Annotated in this window: 23 protein-coding genes and 1 pseudogene; 14 read left to right on the top strand and 10 right to left on the bottom strand. The window is 70.6% G+C overall.

The features are described 5' to 3' along the window. Nucleotides 1-1119, bottom strand: a complete 1119-nt coding sequence (locus tag ACIBR0_RS10990) for an MFS transporter (RefSeq protein ID WP_396714391.1) — start codon at nt 1117-1119, stop codon at nt 1-3. Between the two features lie 237 nt (nt 1120-1356). Between ACIBR0_RS10990 and ACIBR0_RS10985 the strand changes: the two genes are divergently transcribed. From ACIBR0_RS10985 to ACIBR0_RS10975, 3 genes are read left to right on the top strand one after another with little or no spacing between them, the layout of a single operon-like run. After that, complete coding sequence (locus ACIBR0_RS10985) at nt 1357-1560, top strand: winged helix-turn-helix domain-containing protein (protein WP_396714389.1); 204 nt, start codon at nt 1357-1359, stop codon at nt 1558-1560. Between the two features lie 52 nt (nt 1561-1612). Then, nucleotides 1613-1987 (top strand): MmcQ/YjbR family DNA-binding protein, encoded by a 375-nt coding sequence (locus tag ACIBR0_RS10980; RefSeq protein ID WP_396714388.1) that lies wholly within the window; start codon nt 1613-1615, stop codon nt 1985-1987. A 24-nt stretch (nt 1988-2011) separates the two neighbouring features. Beyond that, nucleotides 2012-2770 (top strand): cellulose binding domain-containing protein, encoded by a 759-nt coding sequence (locus tag ACIBR0_RS10975; protein ID WP_396714386.1) that lies wholly within the window; start codon nt 2012-2014, stop codon nt 2768-2770. 30 nt (nt 2771-2800) lie between these two features. On the opposite strand, the gene ACIBR0_RS10970 is transcribed toward ACIBR0_RS10975, so the two are convergent. Beyond that, nucleotides 2801-3280 (bottom strand): MarR family winged helix-turn-helix transcriptional regulator, encoded by a 480-nt coding sequence (locus ACIBR0_RS10970; protein WP_396714384.1) that lies wholly within the window; start codon nt 3278-3280, stop codon nt 2801-2803. A gap of 113 nt (nt 3281-3393) precedes the next feature. Between ACIBR0_RS10970 and ACIBR0_RS10965 the strand changes: the two genes are divergently transcribed. Both ACIBR0_RS10965 and ACIBR0_RS10960 read left to right on the top strand, forming a co-directional pair. Further along, the gene (locus ACIBR0_RS10965; RefSeq protein WP_396714382.1) at nt 3394-4473 is read left to right on the top strand and encodes an epoxide hydrolase family protein; all 1080 of its coding nucleotides are present in this window, start codon (nt 3394-3396) and stop codon (nt 4471-4473) included. An 88-nt stretch (nt 4474-4561) separates the two neighbouring features. Continuing rightward, nucleotides 4562-4759: a hypothetical protein gene (locus tag ACIBR0_RS10960; protein WP_396714380.1), complete on the top strand. Its 198-nt coding sequence runs from the start codon at nt 4562-4564 to the stop codon at nt 4757-4759. A gap of 4 nt (nt 4760-4763) precedes the next feature. Here ACIBR0_RS10960 and ACIBR0_RS10955 read toward each other — a convergent pair whose 3' ends face one another. Then, nucleotides 4764-5291, bottom strand: a complete 528-nt coding sequence (locus tag ACIBR0_RS10955; protein ID WP_396714378.1) for a hypothetical protein — start codon at nt 5289-5291, stop codon at nt 4764-4766. A 206-nt stretch (nt 5292-5497) separates the two neighbouring features. Here ACIBR0_RS10955 and ACIBR0_RS10950 point away from each other — a divergent pair, with 206 nt between their 5' ends. Next, complete coding sequence (locus ACIBR0_RS10950) at nt 5498-5995, top strand: nitroreductase/quinone reductase family protein (protein WP_396714376.1); 498 nt, start codon at nt 5498-5500, stop codon at nt 5993-5995. 50 nt (nt 5996-6045) lie between these two features. Here the strand turns inward: ACIBR0_RS10950 and ACIBR0_RS10945 are convergent, their stop codons facing one another. After that, the gene (locus ACIBR0_RS10945; RefSeq protein WP_396714374.1) at nt 6046-6699 is read right to left on the bottom strand and encodes an MOSC domain-containing protein; all 654 of its coding nucleotides are present in this window, start codon (nt 6697-6699) and stop codon (nt 6046-6048) included. Nucleotides 6700-6837: 138 nt separating this feature from the next. On the opposite strand from ACIBR0_RS10945, the gene ACIBR0_RS10940 reads away from it, so the two are divergent. Then, nucleotides 6838-7779 (top strand): ATP-binding cassette domain-containing protein, encoded by a 942-nt coding sequence (locus ACIBR0_RS10940; RefSeq protein ID WP_396714372.1) that lies wholly within the window; start codon nt 6838-6840, stop codon nt 7777-7779. Beyond that, complete coding sequence (locus ACIBR0_RS10935; RefSeq protein ID WP_396714370.1) at nt 7776-8525, top strand: ABC transporter permease; 750 nt, start codon at nt 7776-7778, stop codon at nt 8523-8525. The genes ACIBR0_RS10940 and ACIBR0_RS10935 overlap by 4 nt, the downstream gene beginning before the upstream one ends. Here ACIBR0_RS10935 and ACIBR0_RS10930 read toward each other — a convergent pair. Further along, the gene (locus ACIBR0_RS10930; protein WP_396714368.1) at nt 8509-11646 is read right to left on the bottom strand and encodes a BTAD domain-containing putative transcriptional regulator; all 3138 of its coding nucleotides are present in this window, start codon (nt 11644-11646) and stop codon (nt 8509-8511) included. The genes ACIBR0_RS10935 and ACIBR0_RS10930 overlap by 17 nt on opposite strands. 163 nt (nt 11647-11809) lie before the next feature. Between ACIBR0_RS10930 and ACIBR0_RS10925 the strand changes: the two genes are divergently transcribed. The 3 genes from ACIBR0_RS10925 to ACIBR0_RS10915 are packed head-to-tail and all read left to right on the top strand — an operon-like array spanning nt 11810 to nt 14114. Next, nucleotides 11810-12217, top strand: coding sequence for a GntR family transcriptional regulator (locus ACIBR0_RS10925; protein ID WP_396714366.1), 408 nt, complete (start codon nt 11810-11812; stop codon nt 12215-12217). Between the two features lie 20 nt (nt 12218-12237). Continuing rightward, entirely contained in the window at nt 12238-13128 is an 891-nt protein-coding gene (locus tag ACIBR0_RS10920; RefSeq protein ID WP_396714889.1) for an ABC transporter ATP-binding protein, read from the top strand. Then, the gene (locus ACIBR0_RS10915) at nt 13125-14114 is read left to right on the top strand and encodes a transporter (protein WP_396714364.1); all 990 of its coding nucleotides are present in this window, start codon (nt 13125-13127) and stop codon (nt 14112-14114) included. Before ACIBR0_RS10920 ends, ACIBR0_RS10915 begins: the two co-directional genes overlap by 4 nt. A gap of 118 nt (nt 14115-14232) precedes the next feature. Here the strand turns inward: ACIBR0_RS10915 and ACIBR0_RS10910 are convergent, their stop codons facing one another. From ACIBR0_RS10910 to ACIBR0_RS10895, 4 genes are read right to left on the bottom strand one after another with little or no spacing between them, the layout of a single operon-like run. After that, nucleotides 14233-14994 (bottom strand): ABC transporter permease, encoded by a 762-nt coding sequence (locus ACIBR0_RS10910; RefSeq protein WP_396714362.1) that lies wholly within the window; start codon nt 14992-14994, stop codon nt 14233-14235. Continuing rightward, entirely contained in the window at nt 14991-15782 is a 792-nt protein-coding gene (locus tag ACIBR0_RS10905) for an ABC transporter ATP-binding protein (protein WP_396714360.1), read from the bottom strand. The genes ACIBR0_RS10910 and ACIBR0_RS10905 overlap by 4 nt, the downstream gene beginning before the upstream one ends. A gap of 12 nt (nt 15783-15794) precedes the next feature. Beyond that, the gene (locus tag ACIBR0_RS10900; protein ID WP_396714358.1) at nt 15795-16652 is read right to left on the bottom strand and encodes a pentapeptide repeat-containing protein; all 858 of its coding nucleotides are present in this window, start codon (nt 16650-16652) and stop codon (nt 15795-15797) included. A gap of 12 nt (nt 16653-16664) precedes the next feature. Further along, nucleotides 16665-16994: a PadR family transcriptional regulator gene (locus tag ACIBR0_RS10895; protein ID WP_396714356.1), complete on the bottom strand. Its 330-nt coding sequence runs from the start codon at nt 16992-16994 to the stop codon at nt 16665-16667. A 214-nt stretch (nt 16995-17208) separates the two neighbouring features. On the opposite strand from ACIBR0_RS10895, the gene ACIBR0_RS10890 reads away from it, so the two are divergent. The 3 genes from ACIBR0_RS10890 to ACIBR0_RS10880 are packed head-to-tail and all read left to right on the top strand — an operon-like array spanning nt 17209 to nt 18962. Continuing rightward, nucleotides 17209-17616, top strand: coding sequence for a YciI family protein (locus tag ACIBR0_RS10890; protein ID WP_396714354.1), 408 nt, complete (start codon nt 17209-17211; stop codon nt 17614-17616). Nucleotides 17617-17620: 4 nt separating this feature from the next. Further along, nucleotides 17621-18766 (top strand): RNA polymerase sigma factor, encoded by a 1146-nt coding sequence (locus ACIBR0_RS10885; RefSeq protein WP_396714352.1) that lies wholly within the window; start codon nt 17621-17623, stop codon nt 18764-18766. A gap of 16 nt (nt 18767-18782) precedes the next feature. Next, the gene (locus ACIBR0_RS10880) at nt 18783-18962 is read left to right on the top strand and encodes a ricin-type beta-trefoil lectin domain protein (protein ID WP_396714887.1); all 180 of its coding nucleotides are present in this window, start codon (nt 18783-18785) and stop codon (nt 18960-18962) included. Between the two features lie 88 nt (nt 18963-19050). Here the strand turns inward: ACIBR0_RS10880 and ACIBR0_RS10875 are convergent. After that, nucleotides 19051-19344 (bottom strand): annotated as a pseudogene (locus ACIBR0_RS10875) (2-oxoacid:ferredoxin oxidoreductase subunit beta); the annotation flags it as partial.

The following is a 19344-nucleotide window of genomic DNA, read 5'->3' as shown; positions in this document are numbered from 1 at the left end:
TCACGCCACCCGTCGACTCGCGCGAGGGGCCACGGCTCCCTTCCGATCCGGCACGGTGTCCGCGGCTGGCGGCGGTGCCGGTCGGGCGTACCGCAGGCTCCGTGTGAGCAGCAGCGTCATCGCCAGCGACAGGCAGGCCAGCAGCGCCACCGCCCGGTGCGTCGGCAGCACGTCGGCGACCACTCCGGCGAGTGCCGCGCAGACCGCCTGCCCGGCCATCATCCCGTTCTGGTGCAGGCCGAGCGCCTGACCGTGCGACTCCGGCGGCGACCGGTCGATCAGCCATTCCTGCAACGGCAGTGAGGCCGCGAAACCGACCGAGGCGACCAGCGCGAGCAGCATCGCCACCGGAAGGTCCGGGTGCAGCAGAAAGGCGACGTACGGCAGGGGCAGCAGGACTCGCAGCGGCAGGACGCACCGCCGGCGCGCGGCCGGCGACAGGAACCGCCCCACCAGCACGTCGCCGGCCAGCATGCCGAGCGCGCCGGCGGCGAAGAGGAAACCGGCCCGGTCCCCCGCGTACGGCAGGAACAGCGCTTCGCAGCCGACGACCAGTCCGTTGGGCAGCCACAGGTTGAGGTAGAGCGACCGGCGTCCGCGGTCCGCCCACAGATCCCGGTTGACCCGTAGGGTCCGGGCCGTCGAGGCCCGCGCGCCGGTCCGGGCCGGCCGCTCCCGCAGGTCGAACCACGTCATCGCGGCCGCCAGCGCCCGCAGCGCGGTCGCGATCAGGAACACCTGGTACGGGTCGAGCCAGACCAGCAGCAGCCCACCCACCCCGAATCCGGCGATCTGCATCCCGCCGACGCTGGCGTTCATCGTCGATCGGGCCAGCACGTACGCCCCGGGCGGCAGGATGTCGTTGAGCAGCGACCAGCGGGCGCCACCGGTGATCGACTTGACGTAGGCGACGAGCAGGACGACGGCGAGCCGGACTCCGATCGGCAGCTCCGGGACAGCCTGGATCGCCGTGCCGGCGAGCGCGACCAGCGCGGCGAGGGTCAACGCCCGGCGCGGCGGCAGGCTGTCCGCGACGGAGAGCAGGGTGAAGTTGCCCAGCACACCGGCCAGGGGTGCGCCGAACATGCTCAGCGCGGTCAGCGTCGCCGAACCGGTCACGGCGTAGGTCAGCGAGCCGAGGGCCAGCGCGGAGCTGGTGTGCGCGGGCCGAGCAGTTGGTGTTCGTCCCCGCGCACTGCGTCCGTGGCTGGGTGGTGTGGGACCAGCCCACGCGCTTCGGCATGGTCTATCCGGCCCGCGGCATCCTGGCCGGCGCCGCCCTGGCCGGCGCCGGACGGGCTGGACCGGCTGATCGGCCCGAACCGGGCGGCCATCCTCCGGCTGCTCGGCACACCGGTGAGCACGTCGCACCTGGCGGCCCTCACCGGGCTGTCCCTGGGGTCGGTCAGCGACCATCTCCGGGTGCTGCTCGATTCCGGGGTGGTGACCAAGCGGCGTTCGGGACGCGAGGTGCTCTACTGGCGAACCGCACTCGGCGCCACCCTGGCCGACGCGACTGCCGATCCCCCGGCCCGGCACCGCCCGACCGACCAGGGTTGAGTGGCCCGTTAGGCTGTACCGATGCAGCGGGCGGTGCCGTGGAGCGATCTCGATGGCTGACGCCGACGATGTCCGTCAGCTGGCGCTCGCGCTGCCTCACGTGGTGGAGATCGAGAGCGACGGTTTCGACTTCCGAGTCGCCGGCCAGGGCTTCGTCTGGTCCTACCCCGAGCGCCGGCCCGGAATGCCACGCCTCATCCGGACCGACGTCGCGGTGCTGTACGTCGGCGACGAGGCGGAGAAACAGGCGCTACTCCTCGGTGAGCCCGAGCTTTTCTTCACCACGCCCGCGTACGACGGGTTCCCCCTGGTCATGCTGCGGTTGACGCCGGTGAGCGTCGATCGTCTCGAGGAACTCGTCACCGACGCCTGGCGCATGCGTGCCCCCGACTCGCTCACCAGCGACCACGACAGCACCGTGCGCTGACACCACCGGAGGGGGAGGAAGGCAGTGCCGGCAACACCGCCCCAACCACGGCGTACCGCGGCGGTCATCGTGCTGGACCGGATCGTGGCGATCGCCCGGGCCGTACGGCGGGCGCTCCCCGGTCGAGGCCGCGGCTCGCGGGCCACCTGGGTGGCCCTGGTCGCCGCGGCCGGGCTGCTGGTCGCGATGGCCTTCGCCGTCATCGGCGCCCCGCGCACGTCGGAAGGGCCGCCACCGGTGGCCCTCGACCCGCCGCCGCCCGCGGACGAGGTGGGCACACCGTCGGTGGGTCCCTCGGGCGGACAGGCACAACCGGCGGCCACCGACGCGACGCCGTCCGCGCTCCCGACAGCCGCAGCGGCCACGGTGGCCGAGCCCACCGCCGGGCCGTCCGCCAGCGCGCCGTCACCGACCGCCTCGGCGGCCGCTCCCACGCCGGCCGCTCCCACGCCGGCCGCCCTGCGCGCCGACTTCGCCATCCCGGAGCGGGCTCTGCTCAGCTACGGCGCCGCCGTGACGATCAGCAATCCCGGGCAGGTGCCGGTGCCCCAGTGGAAGCTGGTCGTCACCCTGCCGCGGGAGTCGCTGTACGTCAGTTCGGTCGACGGCGCGCAGGCCAGCCGTGACGGTGCGGTGTGGACGTTCGTACCGGCCGGGAGCACCGGGCAGGTGCCGGGCAGCGGATCGGTCGGGGTGACGTTCCGGGTCAACGGCGCGGCGGTCGGCTCGGCTCCCACGGCGTGCAGCATCGACGGCGCCGCCTGCACCGGCCTGGCCGACTGACCGGTCACCCGGCCACGTACCCGCTCGCGGTCATCGCCGCGGCTCCTCGGGGGTGCCGGTTCGCCGGTTGTGGTGGTCCAACAGCCTGGCCAGCAGCTCGGTCAACCGCTGTCGCTCCTCCGGGGACAGCGGAGCGAGCAGTTCGTCCTGGCATTCGGCCAGTTGCTTCTCCAGTCGCCGCAGGTGCCGCCCACCCGCCGCGGTCAGCGAGATGACGTTGCGCCGCCGATCGGAGGGGTCCGGGGCGCGCTCGACGAGCTTGCGATCGGCGAGCTCGTTGATCGCCGCGACCATGTCGCTGAGGTGGATGCCGCTCCGGCGGCCCAGTGCGGCCTGGCTGGCCGGGCCGAACTCCTTCAGTGTCGCCAGGAGGCGGTAGTGGTAGCCGCGGGCGCCGACGGAGGAGAACCCGTCGGCCACCAGCCGCTGCGCGTGGTGGGCGGTCTGGGCGAGCAGCCAGCTGGGCAGGCTCTCCCACCTGGCGGGTGTCTTCTCGGCGGCGGTCTCCATGTGACAAGCCTAACGAATCGTTGGTGGAACTAACGATTACGGTATCGTTCGTGCCGCTAACGTTTATTGCACTAACGATGGGTCCCTGAACGACGCCACCTGGAGTTGAGACCATGATCAAGCCGTTCCGCATCGACATCCCCCAGGCCGACCTCGACGAGCTGACCGACCGGCTCTCCCGCACCCGTTGGCCCAACGAGGTCGCCGACGCCGGGTGGGACTACGGCTTCCCGCTGGCGCGGCTCAAGGAACTGGCCGACTACTGGCGCACCGGATACGACTGGCGCGAGCACGAGGCCGCGCTCAACGCGCTTCCACACTTCACCACCGAGATCGATCGCCAGAACATCCACTTCGTCCACGTCCGGTCCTCGAAACCGGACGCGCTCGCGCTGATCCTCACCCACGGCTGGCCCGGTTCGTTCCTGGAGTTCCTCGACGTGATCGAGCCGCTGTCGCGCGACTTCCATCTGGTGATCCCGTCCATCCCGGGTTACGGCTTCTCCGGGCCGACCCACGAACGCGGCTGGGACGTCGTCCGCGTCGCGCGGGCCTGGGCGGAACTGATGCACCGCCTCGGATACGAGCGTTATGGCGCGCAGGGTGGTGACTTCGGATCGGGAATCTCGACGGCCCTCGGCGCGGTGGCACCCGAGCACGTCGTCGGGGTGCACGTCAACTACCTGCCGACCCGGCCGGTTCCGGACGCCGACGTCGAGCTGTCCGAGACGGACGAAGCCCGGCTGGACAAGATCCGGAAGCTGATGGCGAATCGCCCGCCGTACCAGGCCCTGCAGGCCACCACCCCGCAGACCATCGGGTACGCGCTGACCGACTCGCCGGTCGGCCAGCTGGCCTGGATCGCCGAACGCTTCGCGCAGTGGACGGACCCTCGCTCGCAGATCAGTGACGAGCGGATGCTCACCGACATCTCGCTGTACTGGCTGACCGCCACCGCGGCCTCCTCGGCGCGGCTGCACCGCGACGCTCCGCGACGGATCGAGCCGTGCCCGGTACCGGTCGGCGTGGCGGTGTTCGCGTACGACATCACGCAGTCGGTACGGCCGCTGGCCGAGCGGCTGTACGACATCAGGCACTGGTCGGAGTTCGATCGCGGCGGTCACTTCGCCGCGATGGAGGTGCCCGATCTGTTCGCCGACGACGTCCGGGACTTCTTCCTCAACCACATCTGAGACCAGCAGTCCCCCGGCAGCTCCGCCCGCTCGGGCCGAGACTTTCATACGCGGCGTCGCGCGGACCTGGCAGACGTACCGTCGGAGGGTGGACGTGCTGCTGCGCGGCGGGCCGGGCGACGGACAGGTGGTGTCCGGCGGCGGCGAGACCGTGGTGTGGAGGGCGTGCCTCTACGAGATCACGGCCGGGTACGACCGCCGGCACGGCCGCGACCTGCGGGTCTACCGGCACCGCCCGGACTGCTGCGAGCCGTACGGCCGAGGCGCCGAAGACCGCTGCGAATGACCCGTCAGGGCGAAGTGGGTTCGCACTCCGCCGTGTACGTGTCGAAGGCGACGGTGACGGTGCCGTCGGCGTTGAGAGTGGTGTGGTTGGTGATGCGGAGGGACGCGTCGTTGCCCGGCCCCGGCCCCACGATCCGGAACACCAGTTGCTGGGTGGAGGTGATCGGCAGCGAGCCGGATCCCTGGTTGTAGACGAAGAGGTTGGCCCGGGTGCTGACGTACCGGTCCCCGGTCGTCGCACCGATGCCGTGCACGTTCGACTGGGTCTCGACGATGTGCACGTGGAACCCGCCGGCCTCGTCGAAGGTCACGTGGTACACCTCGGAGATCGTGCCGTCGAAGTTGACGACCTCGCCGAGGCCGCCGTTGGCGCACGGCAGGACGACGGAGAGGTCCATCGGAACCCGCAGGATGCGGGTGGTCGTCTCCGCGGCGTACGCCGGCGTCGGCCCGGCCAGGAGCACGAGCGACGGCGCGAGCAGCGCCAGCCCAGAGACGAGCCGGGACCGGCCGGTGGACCTGATCTTCAGCATGGCGATCGTCCTTCCACGGGGACGCCCCGGCCGCGACCGGCCGGGTCCACTGAGGAATCTGCTCTTGGCCGGTGAGGGTGTCAATACCGTGCGCCTGTCGCGTTCCTGCTTCCTCTTCCGGACCGCGCCGACCCTGCGCGCGATCTGGTGACCGCGAGGGCTGGCGTCCTGTTCGTAGGATGGCACGCCAGGAGTGGGAGGTCGTCATGTCTCTCGGGAATCGGGCCGGAAAGCCACGCCTACCACCGCGCTGGTTCATCCGCCTGGCCTGGTGGGTGCACCGACGCCTGTACCGGGTCTGCGGCGGTCGGGTCGGGCTGTGGCGGCCACGCGGCAACGGATGGGGCGCGCTACGGCTGACCACCACCGGGCGCCGCACCGGCCAGCGGCGCAGCGTCATCATCGGGTACTTCGAGGATGGGCCGAACCTGGTCTCACTGGCGATGAACGGCTGGGGTGACGGTGAGCCCGCCTGGTGGCTCAACCTGCGGACACATCCGGACGCGGTCGTCGATCTGGCAGGCGGGCAGAAGCGGCTGGTACGCGGTCGTGCCGCGACAGGCGACGAGCGGTCGCGGCTGTGGACCCGCTGGGGCGAGATCGACACGAACCTCGACGCGTACGCGGCGCTCCGGTCCTCCGAGACCGCGGTGGTGGTCCTGGAGCCCCGACCCGGCGGGTCGGACACGGTGCCGGGAAGCTGATCGCCGCCGCTGCGCCACCCCAGCGGCCACCGGCTCTCGCGCTCTCCGACTCAGCTCAGACGGCTGCGCAGTGTGTGCCGGAGGTCGTCGGGCAGTCCCTCGATCTCCGCCAGCGCGGGCAGCAACTCCGGCTCGGTCAGGTACGCGCGGAAGGCAGCCGCGATCGTCACGCCGTGCGCCGGTCGGTGCACCACGGTCACCGAGTCCCCGGCTTGAACGGTTCCCGGCTCGACGACCCGCAGGTAGGCACCCGGCCGATTCTCCCGGGTGAACCTCTTCACCCACTGCGACTCCGCCATCTTGGCCTGGAACGTGGCGCACGGGATACGCCCGAACGTCGGCTGCAGCACGAGGTTGTCACCGACGAGCCAGGTCTCGCCGATCACCGCACCGTTCACGTCGACGCCCGCCGTGGTGAGGTTCTCGCCGAAGACGCCGCCCGGCAGCACCCGGTCCAGGTGGGCCTCCCACCAGTCGTAGTCCTCCCGGGCGTACGCGTACACGGCCTGGTCGTCACCGCCATGGTGCTCGACGTCGAAGATCTGGTCGCCCACCAGACCGCTGTGCAGCCCGGTGGTCTTCGGGCCGGGCGCACGGACCGTCACGGGCCCGTCGACCGGCTGCTTGTTGATGCCGGTGATGCCGACCCGCTTCGCCGTGCTGCGCTCGGGCACGGCCAGGTTGACAGAGAGGATTCGGCCCATGGGACTGCAACCTATCGGCTTCCGCCACGGTGTGCCGCGCAGCGTCCCGGGCCCCGCGCAACGAGGTGGCAGACCGTGTCAGCGGTCGTGTCAGGGCAGCGTCAGGTGCGTGACAGGACGGGCGCCGATGGTGGGTGCATGACAAGTTCAGCGATCGCGGTCTCCGGACTGCGAAAGGCTTACAAGGACAAGGTCGTGCTCGACGGCATCGATCTGGACGTCCGCGCGGGCACGGTCTTCTCCCTCCTCGGTCCGAACGGGGCGGGTAAGACGACGACGGTGAACGTGCTGACCACGTTGGTGAAGGCCGACGGTGGAACGGTGCGCGTCGCCGGGCATGACGTCGCGACCGAGGCCAGGGCGGTGCGCGCGGCGATCGGGGTCACCGGCCAGTTCGCAGCGGTGGACGAGCTGCTGACCGGCCAGGAGAACCTGCAGCTGATGGTGGACCTGAGCCGGGTGCCCGTCCGGGACGGCCGGCGGGTCGTCACGGAGTTGCTGGAGCGGTTCGACCTGGTCGAGTCGGCGCGGAAGCCGGTGTCGACCTACTCCGGCGGCATGCGCCGGAAGCTGGATCTGGCGATGACGCTCGTCGGCAACCCGCGGATCATCTTCCTCGACGAGCCGACGACGGGACTGGACCCGCGCAGCCGTCGCACGATGTGGTCGATCATCCGTGACCTGGTGGCCGACGGTGTGACCATCTTCCTCACCACCCAGTACCTCGAGGAAGCCGATCAGCTCGCCGACCGGATCGCGGTACTCGATCAGGGCCGCCTGGTCGCCCAGGGCACTCCCGACGACCTCAAGCGCCAGATTCCCGGGACCCACGTCCGGCTCCGGTTCACCACCGTGGCCGAACTCGACGCGGCCGCGCGGGTCCTCAGCGACTCCACGCGGGACGACGAGGCACTGGCCCTGCGGGTTCCCAGCGACGGCGGGACGCAGTCGCTGCGGGCTCTGCTGGACAGGCTCGACGAGTACGCGATCAGCGCCGACGGGCTCACCGTGCAGACACCGGACCTCGATGACGTTTTCCTCGCCCTGACGGGCCGTTCCACGGAGGTGGCCGCACAATGAGCACCAAGTCCCATTCGATGGTCATGTTGCGTCGCAACTTCACACACATCGCCCGGAATCCGACCTCGGTGTTCAACGCGGTCCTGATGCCGATCATCCTCATGCTGATGTTCGTGTACATGTTCGGAGACGCCTTCGACGTGGGTGTCGACTACATCGACTACGCGACGCCGGGCCTGATGCTGCTGGCCGTCTGTTACGGGCTGGGGGCCACCGCGACGGCGGTGAACTCCGACATGACGAAGGGCATCATCAACCGGTTCAAAGTCATGCACGTCTCGCGTGGTGCGGTGTTGGCCGGTCACGTCATCGCCAGTGTGCTGACCAACCTGGTCGCCATCGCGGCCCTCGTCGGGGTGGCCTTCCTGCTGGGGTTCAGCCCGTCGGCGAGTCTCCTCGACTGGCTCGGCGCGATCGGCGTCATCGTGCTGCTCGGTTTCGCGGCCGGCTGGCTCACGGTCGCCCTGGGACTGTCGGCGAAGTCTCCGGAAACGGCGGGTCTGGCCTCCGTACCGCTGGTCATGCTGCCGTTCTTCAGCAGCGCGATCGTGCCGGCGGAGAAGATGGGGCCGGGCCTCCGGGAGTTCGCGGAGTATCAGCCCTTCACGCCGATCATCGAGACCCTGCGCGGGTTCCTCAACGGCGCGCCGTCCACCGGCGACGTGATCCCCGCCATCGCCTGGTGCGTCGGTATCGCTCTCGTCGGGTACCTCTGGGCGCGCTCCACGTTCACGAAGCGAGCGTGACCGCGACCAACTGACTCCAACTCGTTCGGGCCCCTTCCCGCGCCGCCTCGGCGAATGTCGCTTCGCCGAGGCGGCGCCGTACCGTCTGCTCGATCCGGGCCACATCCGGGTGGGAACGATCCGGCCTACCGCGCACGCTGGTGCTCGCCGCGAGCAGGCGTGCGGCCTGCTCGTACTGTTCGTCACGGAGCGCCAGGTCCGCGACCCCGACGAGGGCCTGCGCGATCGAGGGCGCGTGCCCCGTCTCGGCCGCCGCCTGGCAGGCCGAGGCGCGGTACCTTCTGGCCTCGCCGAGATCGTCGGCGAGGTAGCCCAGCAGGTCGTGCGTCCCCGCGCGGATGTGCGCCTGCTCGGCTTCGTCGCCCAGCAGGGTCGTCGCGACGCCGAGTTGCCGGGCCGCCTCCTCGGCGTCGCCGCGCCAGCGGGCGAGTCCGGCCTGCGAGAAAGCCAGCTCCACCAGCGCGCCCGGCCACGTGACCCGCTCCGCGCAGCGCTGCGCCTCCGCTATGGCGGTCGCGCTGGCGTCCTCGTCGCCCAGCAGCCAGTACAGCTGAGCCAGTCGCGACCGCATCCGGATGCCGTCCTCGATGGCACCGACCTCGGCGACGACCGCGATCGCCTGTTCGTAGTGCTCGCACGCACCGGCGAACTCGCCGCGCGCGGCGATCAGCTCCGCCAGCTCGGTCAGGGCGAACGAGATCCCGAACCGTTCGCCGAGGGCTCGGAACTCGGCGAGCGCCAATTCGAGGTGCGCCTCCGCTTCCCGCCCGTCCTTGCCGAGCACGATCCGCATCTTGCCGAGGTGCAGCCGGGCCAGTGCGCGTACCCAGGGGTCCTCGTCGTCGAGCAGTGGCTCCCACGCGGACAGCAACGCGTCCGGCGCCCGCAACATGCGTTCCAGTGGGACGACGAGCGCCGTCCCCGGGTGGCTGCCGTGACTGCGCCGGCTGAACCGGTACGCCTTGTGGATCCACTCCGCCGCACGGTGTTCGTCGCCCGGCCCGGAGTTCACGAACAGCACGACCAGCGCGTACACCGTGGCTCGGATCTCGTCGGTCACCTCGCCGGACGTTTCCGTGGCCGCGGTGATCAGCTCCATGCCTTCGGTCCGGTGGCCGCCGAGCCACCAGTACCAGCCGGCGCCCGCGGCCAGCCGCATCGCCGCGTGCGCCTCGCCGGCCGCGAGCGCACCGCGCATCGCGGAGCCGATGTTGTCGTGCTCGACCTTGAGCGTGGCGAGCCAGGTCAACTGCTCGGCGCGGCGAAGCTGCGGCTCCGCGGTCTCGGCGAGTTCGGTGAAGTACGCGAGGTGCGCGTGGCGGGCCAGGTCCGACTCCCCCGCCTCGGTGAGCCGGTGCGCGGCGTACTCCTTGATCGTGCCGAGCATCCGGTAGCGCGGTGCGCCGTCGCCCTCGGCGACCAGCAGCGACTTCTCGGCCAGCGACGTGAGCAGTTCGAGCACGTCGTCCTGCCCGACCGCGTCGCCGGCGCAGACCCGCTCGGCCGCCTCCAGGCTCGCCCCACCCGAGAACACCGAGAGCCTGCGCAGGACGGTCCGTTCGGCGTCGGTGAGCAGTTCCCAGCTCCAATCCACCACCGCGCGCAGCGTTCGGTGCCGGGGCAACGCGGTACGGCTGCCGCCGGTCAGCAGGCGGAACCGGTCGTCGAGCCGGTTGGCGAGCTGCTCGATGGACATGGTGCGCAGCCTGGCCGCGGCCAGTTCGATCGCCAGCGGCATCCCGTCCAGCGCCCGGCAGACACGCGCCATCGTCGACGACGTGCGGGCGTCGACCACGAGATCCCTGCGCACCGCGCCGGCCCGGTCCCGCAGCAACCGGACGGCGGGCGAGGACTCGATCTCGTCAGGGCGGGCGTCCCTGGCCGGCAGGGCCAGCGGCGCGACCGGCCACAGCGCCTCGCCGGTGATACCGAGCGGTTCCCTGCTCGTGGCCAGGATCCGCAGCCGCCGGCACTCCCCGAGCAGTCGATGGGCCAGCGCCGCCGCCGACTCGATCACGTGCTCGCAGTTGTCCAGGATCAGCAGCGCCTCCCGCTCGCGGATCGCGGCGACGAGCCGGTCGACCAGCTCCATGTTGGGTGTCCCGCCGAGCAGGGCGTCCCGGAGGCCGAGTCCGCCGAGCGTCGCCTGCACCACGTCACCGTCGGCGCCGATGGCGGCCAACTCCACCAGCCAGGCGCCGTCCGGCAGGTCGTCCAGCAGCGTGCGCGCGGTCTCCGTGGCCAGCCTGGTCTTCCCCGAGCCGCCCGGCCCGATCAGGGTGGTGAGCCGGTGTCCGGCGACGAGTGCGCCGACCGCGGCGACGGCTTCGTCCCTGCCGACGAAGCTGCTCAGCTCGGCACGCAGGTTGGTCTTCCGGTTCTCCTCCCGCCGTCCCAACTCGCCCCGCAGCAACGCGACGTGCAGTGCCGAGAGCTCGGGCGAGGGGTCGACGCCCAGCGCGTCGGCCAGGGTTTCGCTCGTGCGCTGGTACACGAGCAGCGCCTCGGTGTCGCGACCGGTCGCGGCGAGGGCACGCATCAGCGCGATGACGAGCCGTTCTCGCACCGGGTGCGCGGCCACCAGGTCGGTCAGTTCCGCGACCAGCTCCGCGCCGTGGCCGAGCCTGGTCTCCACGTCGAACCGATCCTCGATGGCGGCCAGACGTAGCCGCTCGAGCCGGGTGGCCGCCGCGTCGAGCGCCGCACTGTCGGGAAGACCGACGTCCTGCATGGCGGCACCGCGCCACAGGGCGAGGGCCTCGCGCAGCCGCCGTACCCGCTGCAGGTCCTCGTCGTCGCGGGCCTGGCCGACGAGGCGTTCGAACCGTACGGCGTCGACGGCGTCGGGTTCCACCGTCAACCGGTAGCCGTCGGTCTGCCCCTCGACCAGCCCTGCCGGCAGCACCTTGCGCAGCCGGGAAACCAGGCGTTGCAGGGCGTTGGCCGCGTCGGAGGGCGGCTGTTCGCCCCAGATCCAGTCGACGAGTGTCGACTTCGGGACCACGTGACCTGGTCTGAGCGCGAGGGCGACCAACAGCCCGCGCAGCCGCGCGCCCGGCACGTCGGCCAGGGCGCCGCCGTCCGTACGAACCTCGAACGGTCCCAGCATGCCGATCTGCACCTGGCAGATCCTGCCACGGGTGTTCGACCGGCTCCCCACTGCTGTCGGCACAGCAGCGGCCCCGCGTCCGTGCAACCCGTTCGGGTCCTTGACAGAGGTTCCGCCCACCGTGATCCTGTCTATTAGTCCTACTGTCGTAGGACAACAGGAAGGATCGTCTCGAGTGATCGAGTTTGTGCTGGACAGCCGGTCCAAGGTGAACACCTACATGCAGCTCGTGCAGCAGGTGAAGCAGGCCCTCCGCGTGGGTCTGCTGGTGCCGGGCGACCAGTTGCCGAAGGTCCGGGACGTCGCGCAGTCGCTGGCGATCAACCCGAACACGGTGTTGAAGGCGTACCGCGAACTGGAGATCGAGGGACTGGTCGGCGGCCGACCCGGGGTCGGCACGTTCGTCCAACGCACCCTGGCCGGCGCGTCCCTGCCCAACCAGGCCGAGCTGCGCGAGGCCCTGGTGGCCTGGCTGCACCGGGCGCAGGCCGCCGGTCTCACGGCCGAGGACGTCGTCGCCCTGGTGGAGACCACCATGCGGGCCACCCTCGCCGACGACGCCGAGCAGAAGGAACCCGCGTGAGGGAAACGAGAGGACAGAGCATGGACGTGGTCGTGGAGGCCGACCGGCTGGGCAAGCGGTACGGCAGCGCCTGGGCGTTACGGGACTGTTCGCTGCACCTGCCGGCCGGACGGATCGCCGCGCTGGTCGGGCCGAACGGGGCCGGCAAGAGCACCCTGCTGCACCTGACCGTGGGGCTGCTCAAGCCCGACGCCGGCGCGGTACGCGTGTTCGGCCGCTCGCCGTACGGCGACACGGAGGGCCTGGCCGACATCGGCTTCGTCGCCCAGGACACCCCGCTGTACCGGGACTTCACCGCCGCCGAACTGGTCGTCGCCGGCGGCAGGCTCAACCGGCGGTGGGACGCGGGACTGGCCCGTACCCGCCTGGCCCAGCTCGGCATCCCACCGGACAGACCGGTCGGGAAGCTCTCCGGTGGGCAGCGAGCCCAGGTGGCGCTCGCCCTGGCGCTGGCCAAACGGCCCCGGCTGCTGCTGCTCGATGAGCCGGTCGCCAGCCTCGACCCACTGGCCCGGCGGGAGTTCCTCCAGTCGCTGATGGGCAGCGTCGCCGACGCCGGCACCACGGTCCTGCTCTCCTCGCACCTGCTGGCCGACCTGGAGCGGGTCTGCGACTACCTGATCGTGCTCAACGCCGCCCAGGTGCAGCTCGCCGGGGCGGTCGACGACCTGGTCGAGGAGCACCGGCAGTTGATCGGCGCCCGACACGACGGCGGCCCGATCGGGGGCGTCGCCGCCGTCGTCCGCGCCAGCCACACCGACCGGCAGTCCACCCTGCTGGTCCGCACCGACGGCCCGATCACCGATCCCGCCTGGACCGTCCGCGAGGTCGGCCTGGAGGACGTCGTGCTGGCGTACCTCGCCGACGGCAGCACGCGGACCAGTCACGACGAGTGGGGAGTGCCGGCATGATCTGGTTGACCTGGCGGCAACACCGCAGGCAGGCGCTGTTCACCCTGCTCGGCTTCGCCGCGCTGGCCGCCCTGATGGTGCCGATCGGCCTGTCGATGCGGAACACCTGGGCCGACCTCGGCCTCGCCGACTGTGTACGTCAACTCGCCGATCCGAATGTCGCCGCGACCATCCGGGACACCTGCGACGCGGGCTTCCACCGGTTCACCAACCGCTACCGCAGCCTGAACCTGGTGGCGGTGCTGCTGCTCACCCTTCCGGTGCTGGTCGGCCTCTTCTGGGGCGCCCCGCTGGTCGCCCGCGAGGTGGAGCAGGGCACGCACCGGTTCGTCTGGACCCAGGGCGTCGGCCGCACCCGCTGGGCGGTGGTGAAGTTCGGGGTGGTCGCTGCGGCAGCGGTCCTCGCGGCGGTCGGCTACGGGCTGGGCATGTCCTGGTGGGTCGAGCCGCTGACCCAGGCCGCACGCGAGGGCCGACTCGGCATGATCGTCTTCGACCTGCAGGGCGTGGTCCCGATCGGCTACACCCTCTTCGCGGTGGCCCTCGGCATCGTCGCCGGCACCGTCTGGAAGCGGATGCTGCCCGCGATGGGCGTCACCCTGGCCGCCTTCATCGGCGTACGGGCGGCGGTGGCGATCCTGGCCCGACCGCACTACCAGCCTGCCCGCACCCTCACCTTCCCCATCGTCGGGACCGACGGACCGCAGGCGGAGCGGGGCGGCTGGATCCTCGCCCAGGGCGTCCGCAACCCCGACGGCACGCTGGTGGCGGAAGACACCCGCATCCAGTGCCCGCCCGGCGTGACCGCCCCGGACGGCCGGCCCTGCGGTGCGGAGCTGGGCGTCGAACCGGGCGCGTACAACTGGCAGCTCTACCAACCGGCGGACCGGTTCTGGCTGTTCCAGGGCATCGAGACCGGCCTCTTCGTCGCGCTCGCCGTGCTGCTTCTCTACCTCGCCGTCCGCCGGGTGCGCCGCATCGCGTAGCCCGGACCCGGTGGTCGCCGGGACCCGCGGGGCCGGCCAGTCGGTCAGCGGGCCTTCGGCGATCACCTACTCACACCTTGCGGTACTCCCGGCCGGCCGGCGGATCGTTTCCGATCTGTCAGGCGATTCTGCGCCGGTAGGCCACCATGGCGAACGCGTAGGCGACGATGAGGACGCCGACGCACCAGCCGAGCGCGACCCAGATGTCGCCGCCGACCGGCTGCTGCTCCAGCAACGCCCTGATCGTGTTGACGATCGAGGTGACCGGTTGGTTCTCCGCGAAGGCCCGCACCGGCCCGGGCATCGTGTCGGTGGGGACGAACGCCGAGCTCACGAAGGGCAGGAAGATGATCGGGTAGGAGAAGGCGGTGGCGCCGTCCGTCGAGGACGCCCCCAGGCCCGCGATCACCGCCACCCACGTCAACGTGAGGGTGAACAGCGCCAGGATCCCGGCGACGGCGAGCCAGGCCAGCACTCCTGCCGACGAGCGGAAGCCCATGAGGAGCCCCACCAGGACGATGATCACCACGGAGATGGCGTTGGACACCAGAGACGTCAGCACGTGTCCCCACAGCACGGACGATCGTGCGATCGGCATGGAGTGGAACCGTTCGAAGATGCCGCTCTGCAGGTCGTTGAACAATCGGAAGGCGGTGTAGGAGACGCCGCTCGCGATGGCGATGAGCAGGATGCCGGGCAGCAGATAGGTGGTGTAGTTGTCGGTCCCGGACTGGATGGCGCCGCCGAACACGTAGACGAACAGCAGCATGAACGCGATCGGCATGATCGTCACCGTGATGATGGTGTCCGTGCTGCGGGTGACGTGTCGCAGGGAACGCCCGAGCATCACGCCCGTGTCGCTGAGGACACGCGTGGTCATCGCTGCTCCTCCTTGTCGCCGCCGGGAGTCCCATCGCCTCCGACAGTCGCCAGGAAGATCTCCTCCAGGGTGGGTTGCCGTTCCACGTACTCCACCCTGGCGGGAGGGAGCAGCCTTCTCAGTTCCGCCAACGTGCCGGACACGATGATCGTGCCGTCGTGCAGGATCGCGATCTGGTCGGCCAGCTTCTCGGCCTCCTCCAGGTACTGGGTGGTGAGGAAGACCGTCGTCCCGCTGGCCGCGAGATTCTGGATCTCCTGCCACACGTCGATGCGCGCCTCCGGATCGAGTCCGGTGGTCGGCTCGTCGAGGAAGATGATCGGCGGGTCTCCGACGAGGCTCATCGCGATGTCGAGGCGGCGGCGCATGCCGCCCGAGTAGCCCGACACCCTGCGGCCGGCGGCACCCGCGAGGCCGAATCGTTCGAGCAGGTCGCCCGCGACCCGGCGGGGGTCCTTCACCTGCCGCAGTCTGGCCAGCATGACCAGGTTCTCCCGGCCGGTGAGGATCTCGTCGACCGCGGCGAACTGCCCGGTCAGGCTGATCGATTCCCGGACCCGCGCCGGCTGGGACAGAACGTCGAATCCACCGACGCTTGCCGTGCCACCATCCGGCTTGAGCAGGGTGGTGAGGATTCGTACGACCGTGGTCTTGCCCGCGCCGTTCGAGCCGAGCAGCGCGAAGATGCTCCCGCTGGCCACCGCGAAGTCCACGCCTTTGAGGACATGCAGCTTCTGGTAGGACTTGTGCAATCCCTTGACGTGAATCGCGAGGGGTGACGTGTCCATGCCCGTGTCTCCCTACTCGACGATCACGTTGGACGGCTCGACCTTGAAGCTCTTGAGGCCGGCGTAGGTCAGCTTGTCCATGCGTGCCCCGTCGAAGTTCACGGTGCGCAGGGCCTTGTAGTACTTCCTGCTCGACGCGCGGAAGGAACAGTCGCGCAGGATCGCGCCCCGGAACGTGATGCCTTCGAGGGCCGCGTGGTCGAACGTGACGCTGGTGAAGGCGGCTCCGTCGAAGTTGAGGCCACGCAGGTCGGAGTAGGAGAAGTCCACCCCGTTGAAGGTGCAGCGTTCGAGGATGGTGCCCCTCAGGTCGGTCTTGCGGAACGCGACATCGGTGAGCGCGGCGTCGGCGAACCGGACTCCAGCGAGCCCCGACATGCTGAAGTCGGTGCGGACCAGGCGCGCCCTCCGGAAGCTGGCGCGCGCCAGATCGGCCGTCGTGAAGTTCGCATCGCTCACCCGGGCACCGTCGAAGTTGGTGTCCGCCAGATCGCTGCTCTTGAACTTGGCGCCGGCGATCTCGGCGTTCGAGAAGTCGGAGCCGCGCAGCGCACTCGCCTCGAACCGTCCGTCCCGCACTGCGACGCCCGAGAAGTCACTCTCCTTCAGATCGCTCGCATCGAACCGCGTCACCATCTGCCGCTCGAGGACCCGGGAGAGATTCGACACCTCTCGCACCGTCTCCTCGATGTCGCCGATGCTGTCGATGGTCAGATCGAACGCCGTCGCCTCGTCTTTTCCCTCGGCGCGCAGCTCACGGAACCGTTCCTGCAGGTCCGCGAGGAGGTCCGCCTTCAACTCGGTGACGCTCCTCGCGCCCTCGTAGGGGGCGAAGACGCCGTCCACGTACGCGTTCAGTTTGTCGTTCATCGCTTTGTCCCCTCAGAGCAATGTGTCGAGCACGCGCTTGGCGTACTCCCAGTTGGTCTTGTTGCGTGCGTAGGTCGCTCTGCCCTTGTCCGTGATCCGGAAGTACTTGCGGCGTCCGCCCTGCGATTCGTCGCCCCAGTACCACGTGATGTCGCCATCCGCCTCCAGGCGTCGGACGCTGGAGTACATCGTGGCTTCCTTGAGTTCGTATTCGCCCTGCGAGCGCTCGGCGATCAACTTGACGATCTCGTAGCCGTAACGGTCCGATTCCGCCAGCAGCTTCAAGATCATTGTGTCGGTGTTCCCACGCAGCAGATCGGATGTGACCTTGCTCGTGCCCATATCAGCACCTCCGAGGACACACCTTATGGTCGAGGTACTGTGACTGTCAAGGTAGTTGGCGAGGCGGGGTACACCGACGCATGTGGTACTAGCGGGAAGGTCGGGCCAGAGGCAGCAGGAGATCAGCGGACGGGATGTCGAGAACCCGTGGCCGGCTCCGTCCCTGGGGTGAGCGTGACCAGAATGGGTCGCATCGGCATCGAGGAGAAGCACCATGGCCAAGTACCTGTTGCTCAAGCACTACCGCGGCGGTCCGACTCCGGTCAACGACGTGCCCATGGACCAGTGGACGCCGGAGGAGATCTCGGCGCACATGCGGTACATGCACGACTTCGCGGCCCGGCTCGAGGGGACCGGCGAGTTCGTCGACGGTCAGGCCCTCGCCCCCGAGGGGACATTCGTCCGGTACGACGGTGAGGGGCGCCCGCCGGTCACCGACGGCCCGTTCGCCGAGACCAAGGACCTCATCGCCGGCTGGATGGTGATCGACGTCGACAGCTACGAGCGCGCCCTCGAGCTGGCCGGGGAGCTGTCGGCCGCGCCGGGGGCGGGCGGGAAGCCGCTGCACGAGTGGCTCGAGGTGCGCCCCTTCCTGACCGCGCCGCCCACGATCACGGAGTGACCTGATGGACGAGGCCCTCCTCCGGAGCCTCACGCCGACCGTGCTCGGTGTCCTCGTCCGCCGCGGAGCCGACTTCGCGGCGGCCGAGGACGCCGTGCAGGACGCCCTGGTCGAGGCGATCCGCGTCTGGCCGGCCGACCCGCCGCGGGACCCGAAGGGCTGGCTGGTCACCGTGGCCTGGCGCCGGTTCCTCGACGCGACCCGGTCCGACGCCGCCCGCCGCCGGCGTGAGGACCTCGTCGACGAGGAGCCGGCGCCCGGGCCGGTGCCCGCGGTCGACGACACGCTCCAGCTCTACTTCCTGTGCGCCCACCCGTCGCTGACGCCGTCGTCCGCGGTCGCGCTCACGCTGCGCGCCGTCGGCGGGCTGACCACCCGCCAGATCGCCCAGGCGTACCTGGTGCCCGAGGCGACCATGGCGCAGCGCATCAGCCGGGCCAAGCGCACCGTCTCCCACGTACGGTTCGACCAGCCCGGCGACGTCGCCACCGTGCTGCGCGTGCTCTACCTGGTCTTCAACGAGGGCTACTCGGGCGATGTCGACCTCGCCGCCGAGGCCGTCCGGCTCACCCGGCAGCTCGCGGCCGCGATCGACCACCCCGAGGTGGCGGGGCTGCTCGCGCTCATGCTGCTGCACCACGCCCGCCGCGCCACCCGGATCGCGCCCGACGGCAGCCTGGTGCCGCTCGCCGAGCAGGACCGCCGCCGATGGGACACCACGTCGATCGCCGAGGGCGTCGAGATCCTGCAGGCGGCCCTGGCCCGTGACCGGCTGGGCGAGTTCCAGGCCCAGGCCGCCATCGCGGCACTGCACGCCGACGCGCCCACCGCCGAGGAGACCGACTGGGTGCAGGTCGTCGAGTGGTACGACGAACTCGCGCGGCTGACCGACAGCCCGGTCGTCCGGCTCAACCGCGCGGTGGCCGTCGGGGAGGCTGACGGACCGCGCGCCGGGCTGGCGGCGCTCGCGGCGCTGGACGACTCACTCCCCCGCCACACGGCGGTGGCGGCGTACCTCCAGGAGCGCGACGGCGACCTGACGAGGGCTGCCCGCCTGTACGCCGAGGCGGCCCGCAAGGCCCCCAACCTCGCCGAGCGCGACCACCTGACGCGCCAGGCCGCCCGGCTCAACGCCCGCCGGGGGCGCTGACCCATCGTCTCGTCCGATCATCTACGACTGCCAGTGGTCGGCCAACCAGCGGTGGACCTGGCGGGCCGACGGCACGGTCGTCGGCGAGCAGTCCGGGCTCTGCCTCGACGTCGCCGGGGCGGCGACGAGCAACACCGCCCGGGTGCTGCTCTGGACCTGCCACGGCGCCGCCAACCAACGGTGGTCGCGCGGCTGACTCACGCGGTGGCGTCCCGCTCGCCGTGGTCGCGGCGAGCGGGACGCCCACCCATGGCGCTCACACGCGGCGCTGACGACGGACACGTTCAGACGATTGTCCAGGTGTCGCCGCTGTTGAGGAGGTCGGCGAGTTGCTGTTCGGGGGTTTCGGTGATGGTGGCTCGGGCGGTGGCCAGTTGTTGCTGCACGACGCTGTCGTAGGAGGGGCGGTCGACCGAGCGGAACACGCCGATGGGGGTGTTCCGCAGGTCGAAGCCGGGCAGGCGGGACAGCGCGAAGGCGTACGCGGGGTCGTTGACGGTGGCGTCGTGTACGACGATGTCCCCGGCGGGGGTGGAGGTGGTGTCCTGGACTTCCAGGCCGAAGCCGCCGGGTGGGTG

Origin of the sequence: Micromonospora sp. NPDC049497 (genome assembly GCF_044465805.1) — a bacterium.
Taxonomy (GTDB): Bacteria; Actinomycetota; Actinomycetes; order Mycobacteriales; family Micromonosporaceae; genus Micromonospora.
The sequence above is the reverse complement of the archived record's forward strand: the minus strand, read 5'-3'. Positions and strand labels throughout refer to the sequence as shown.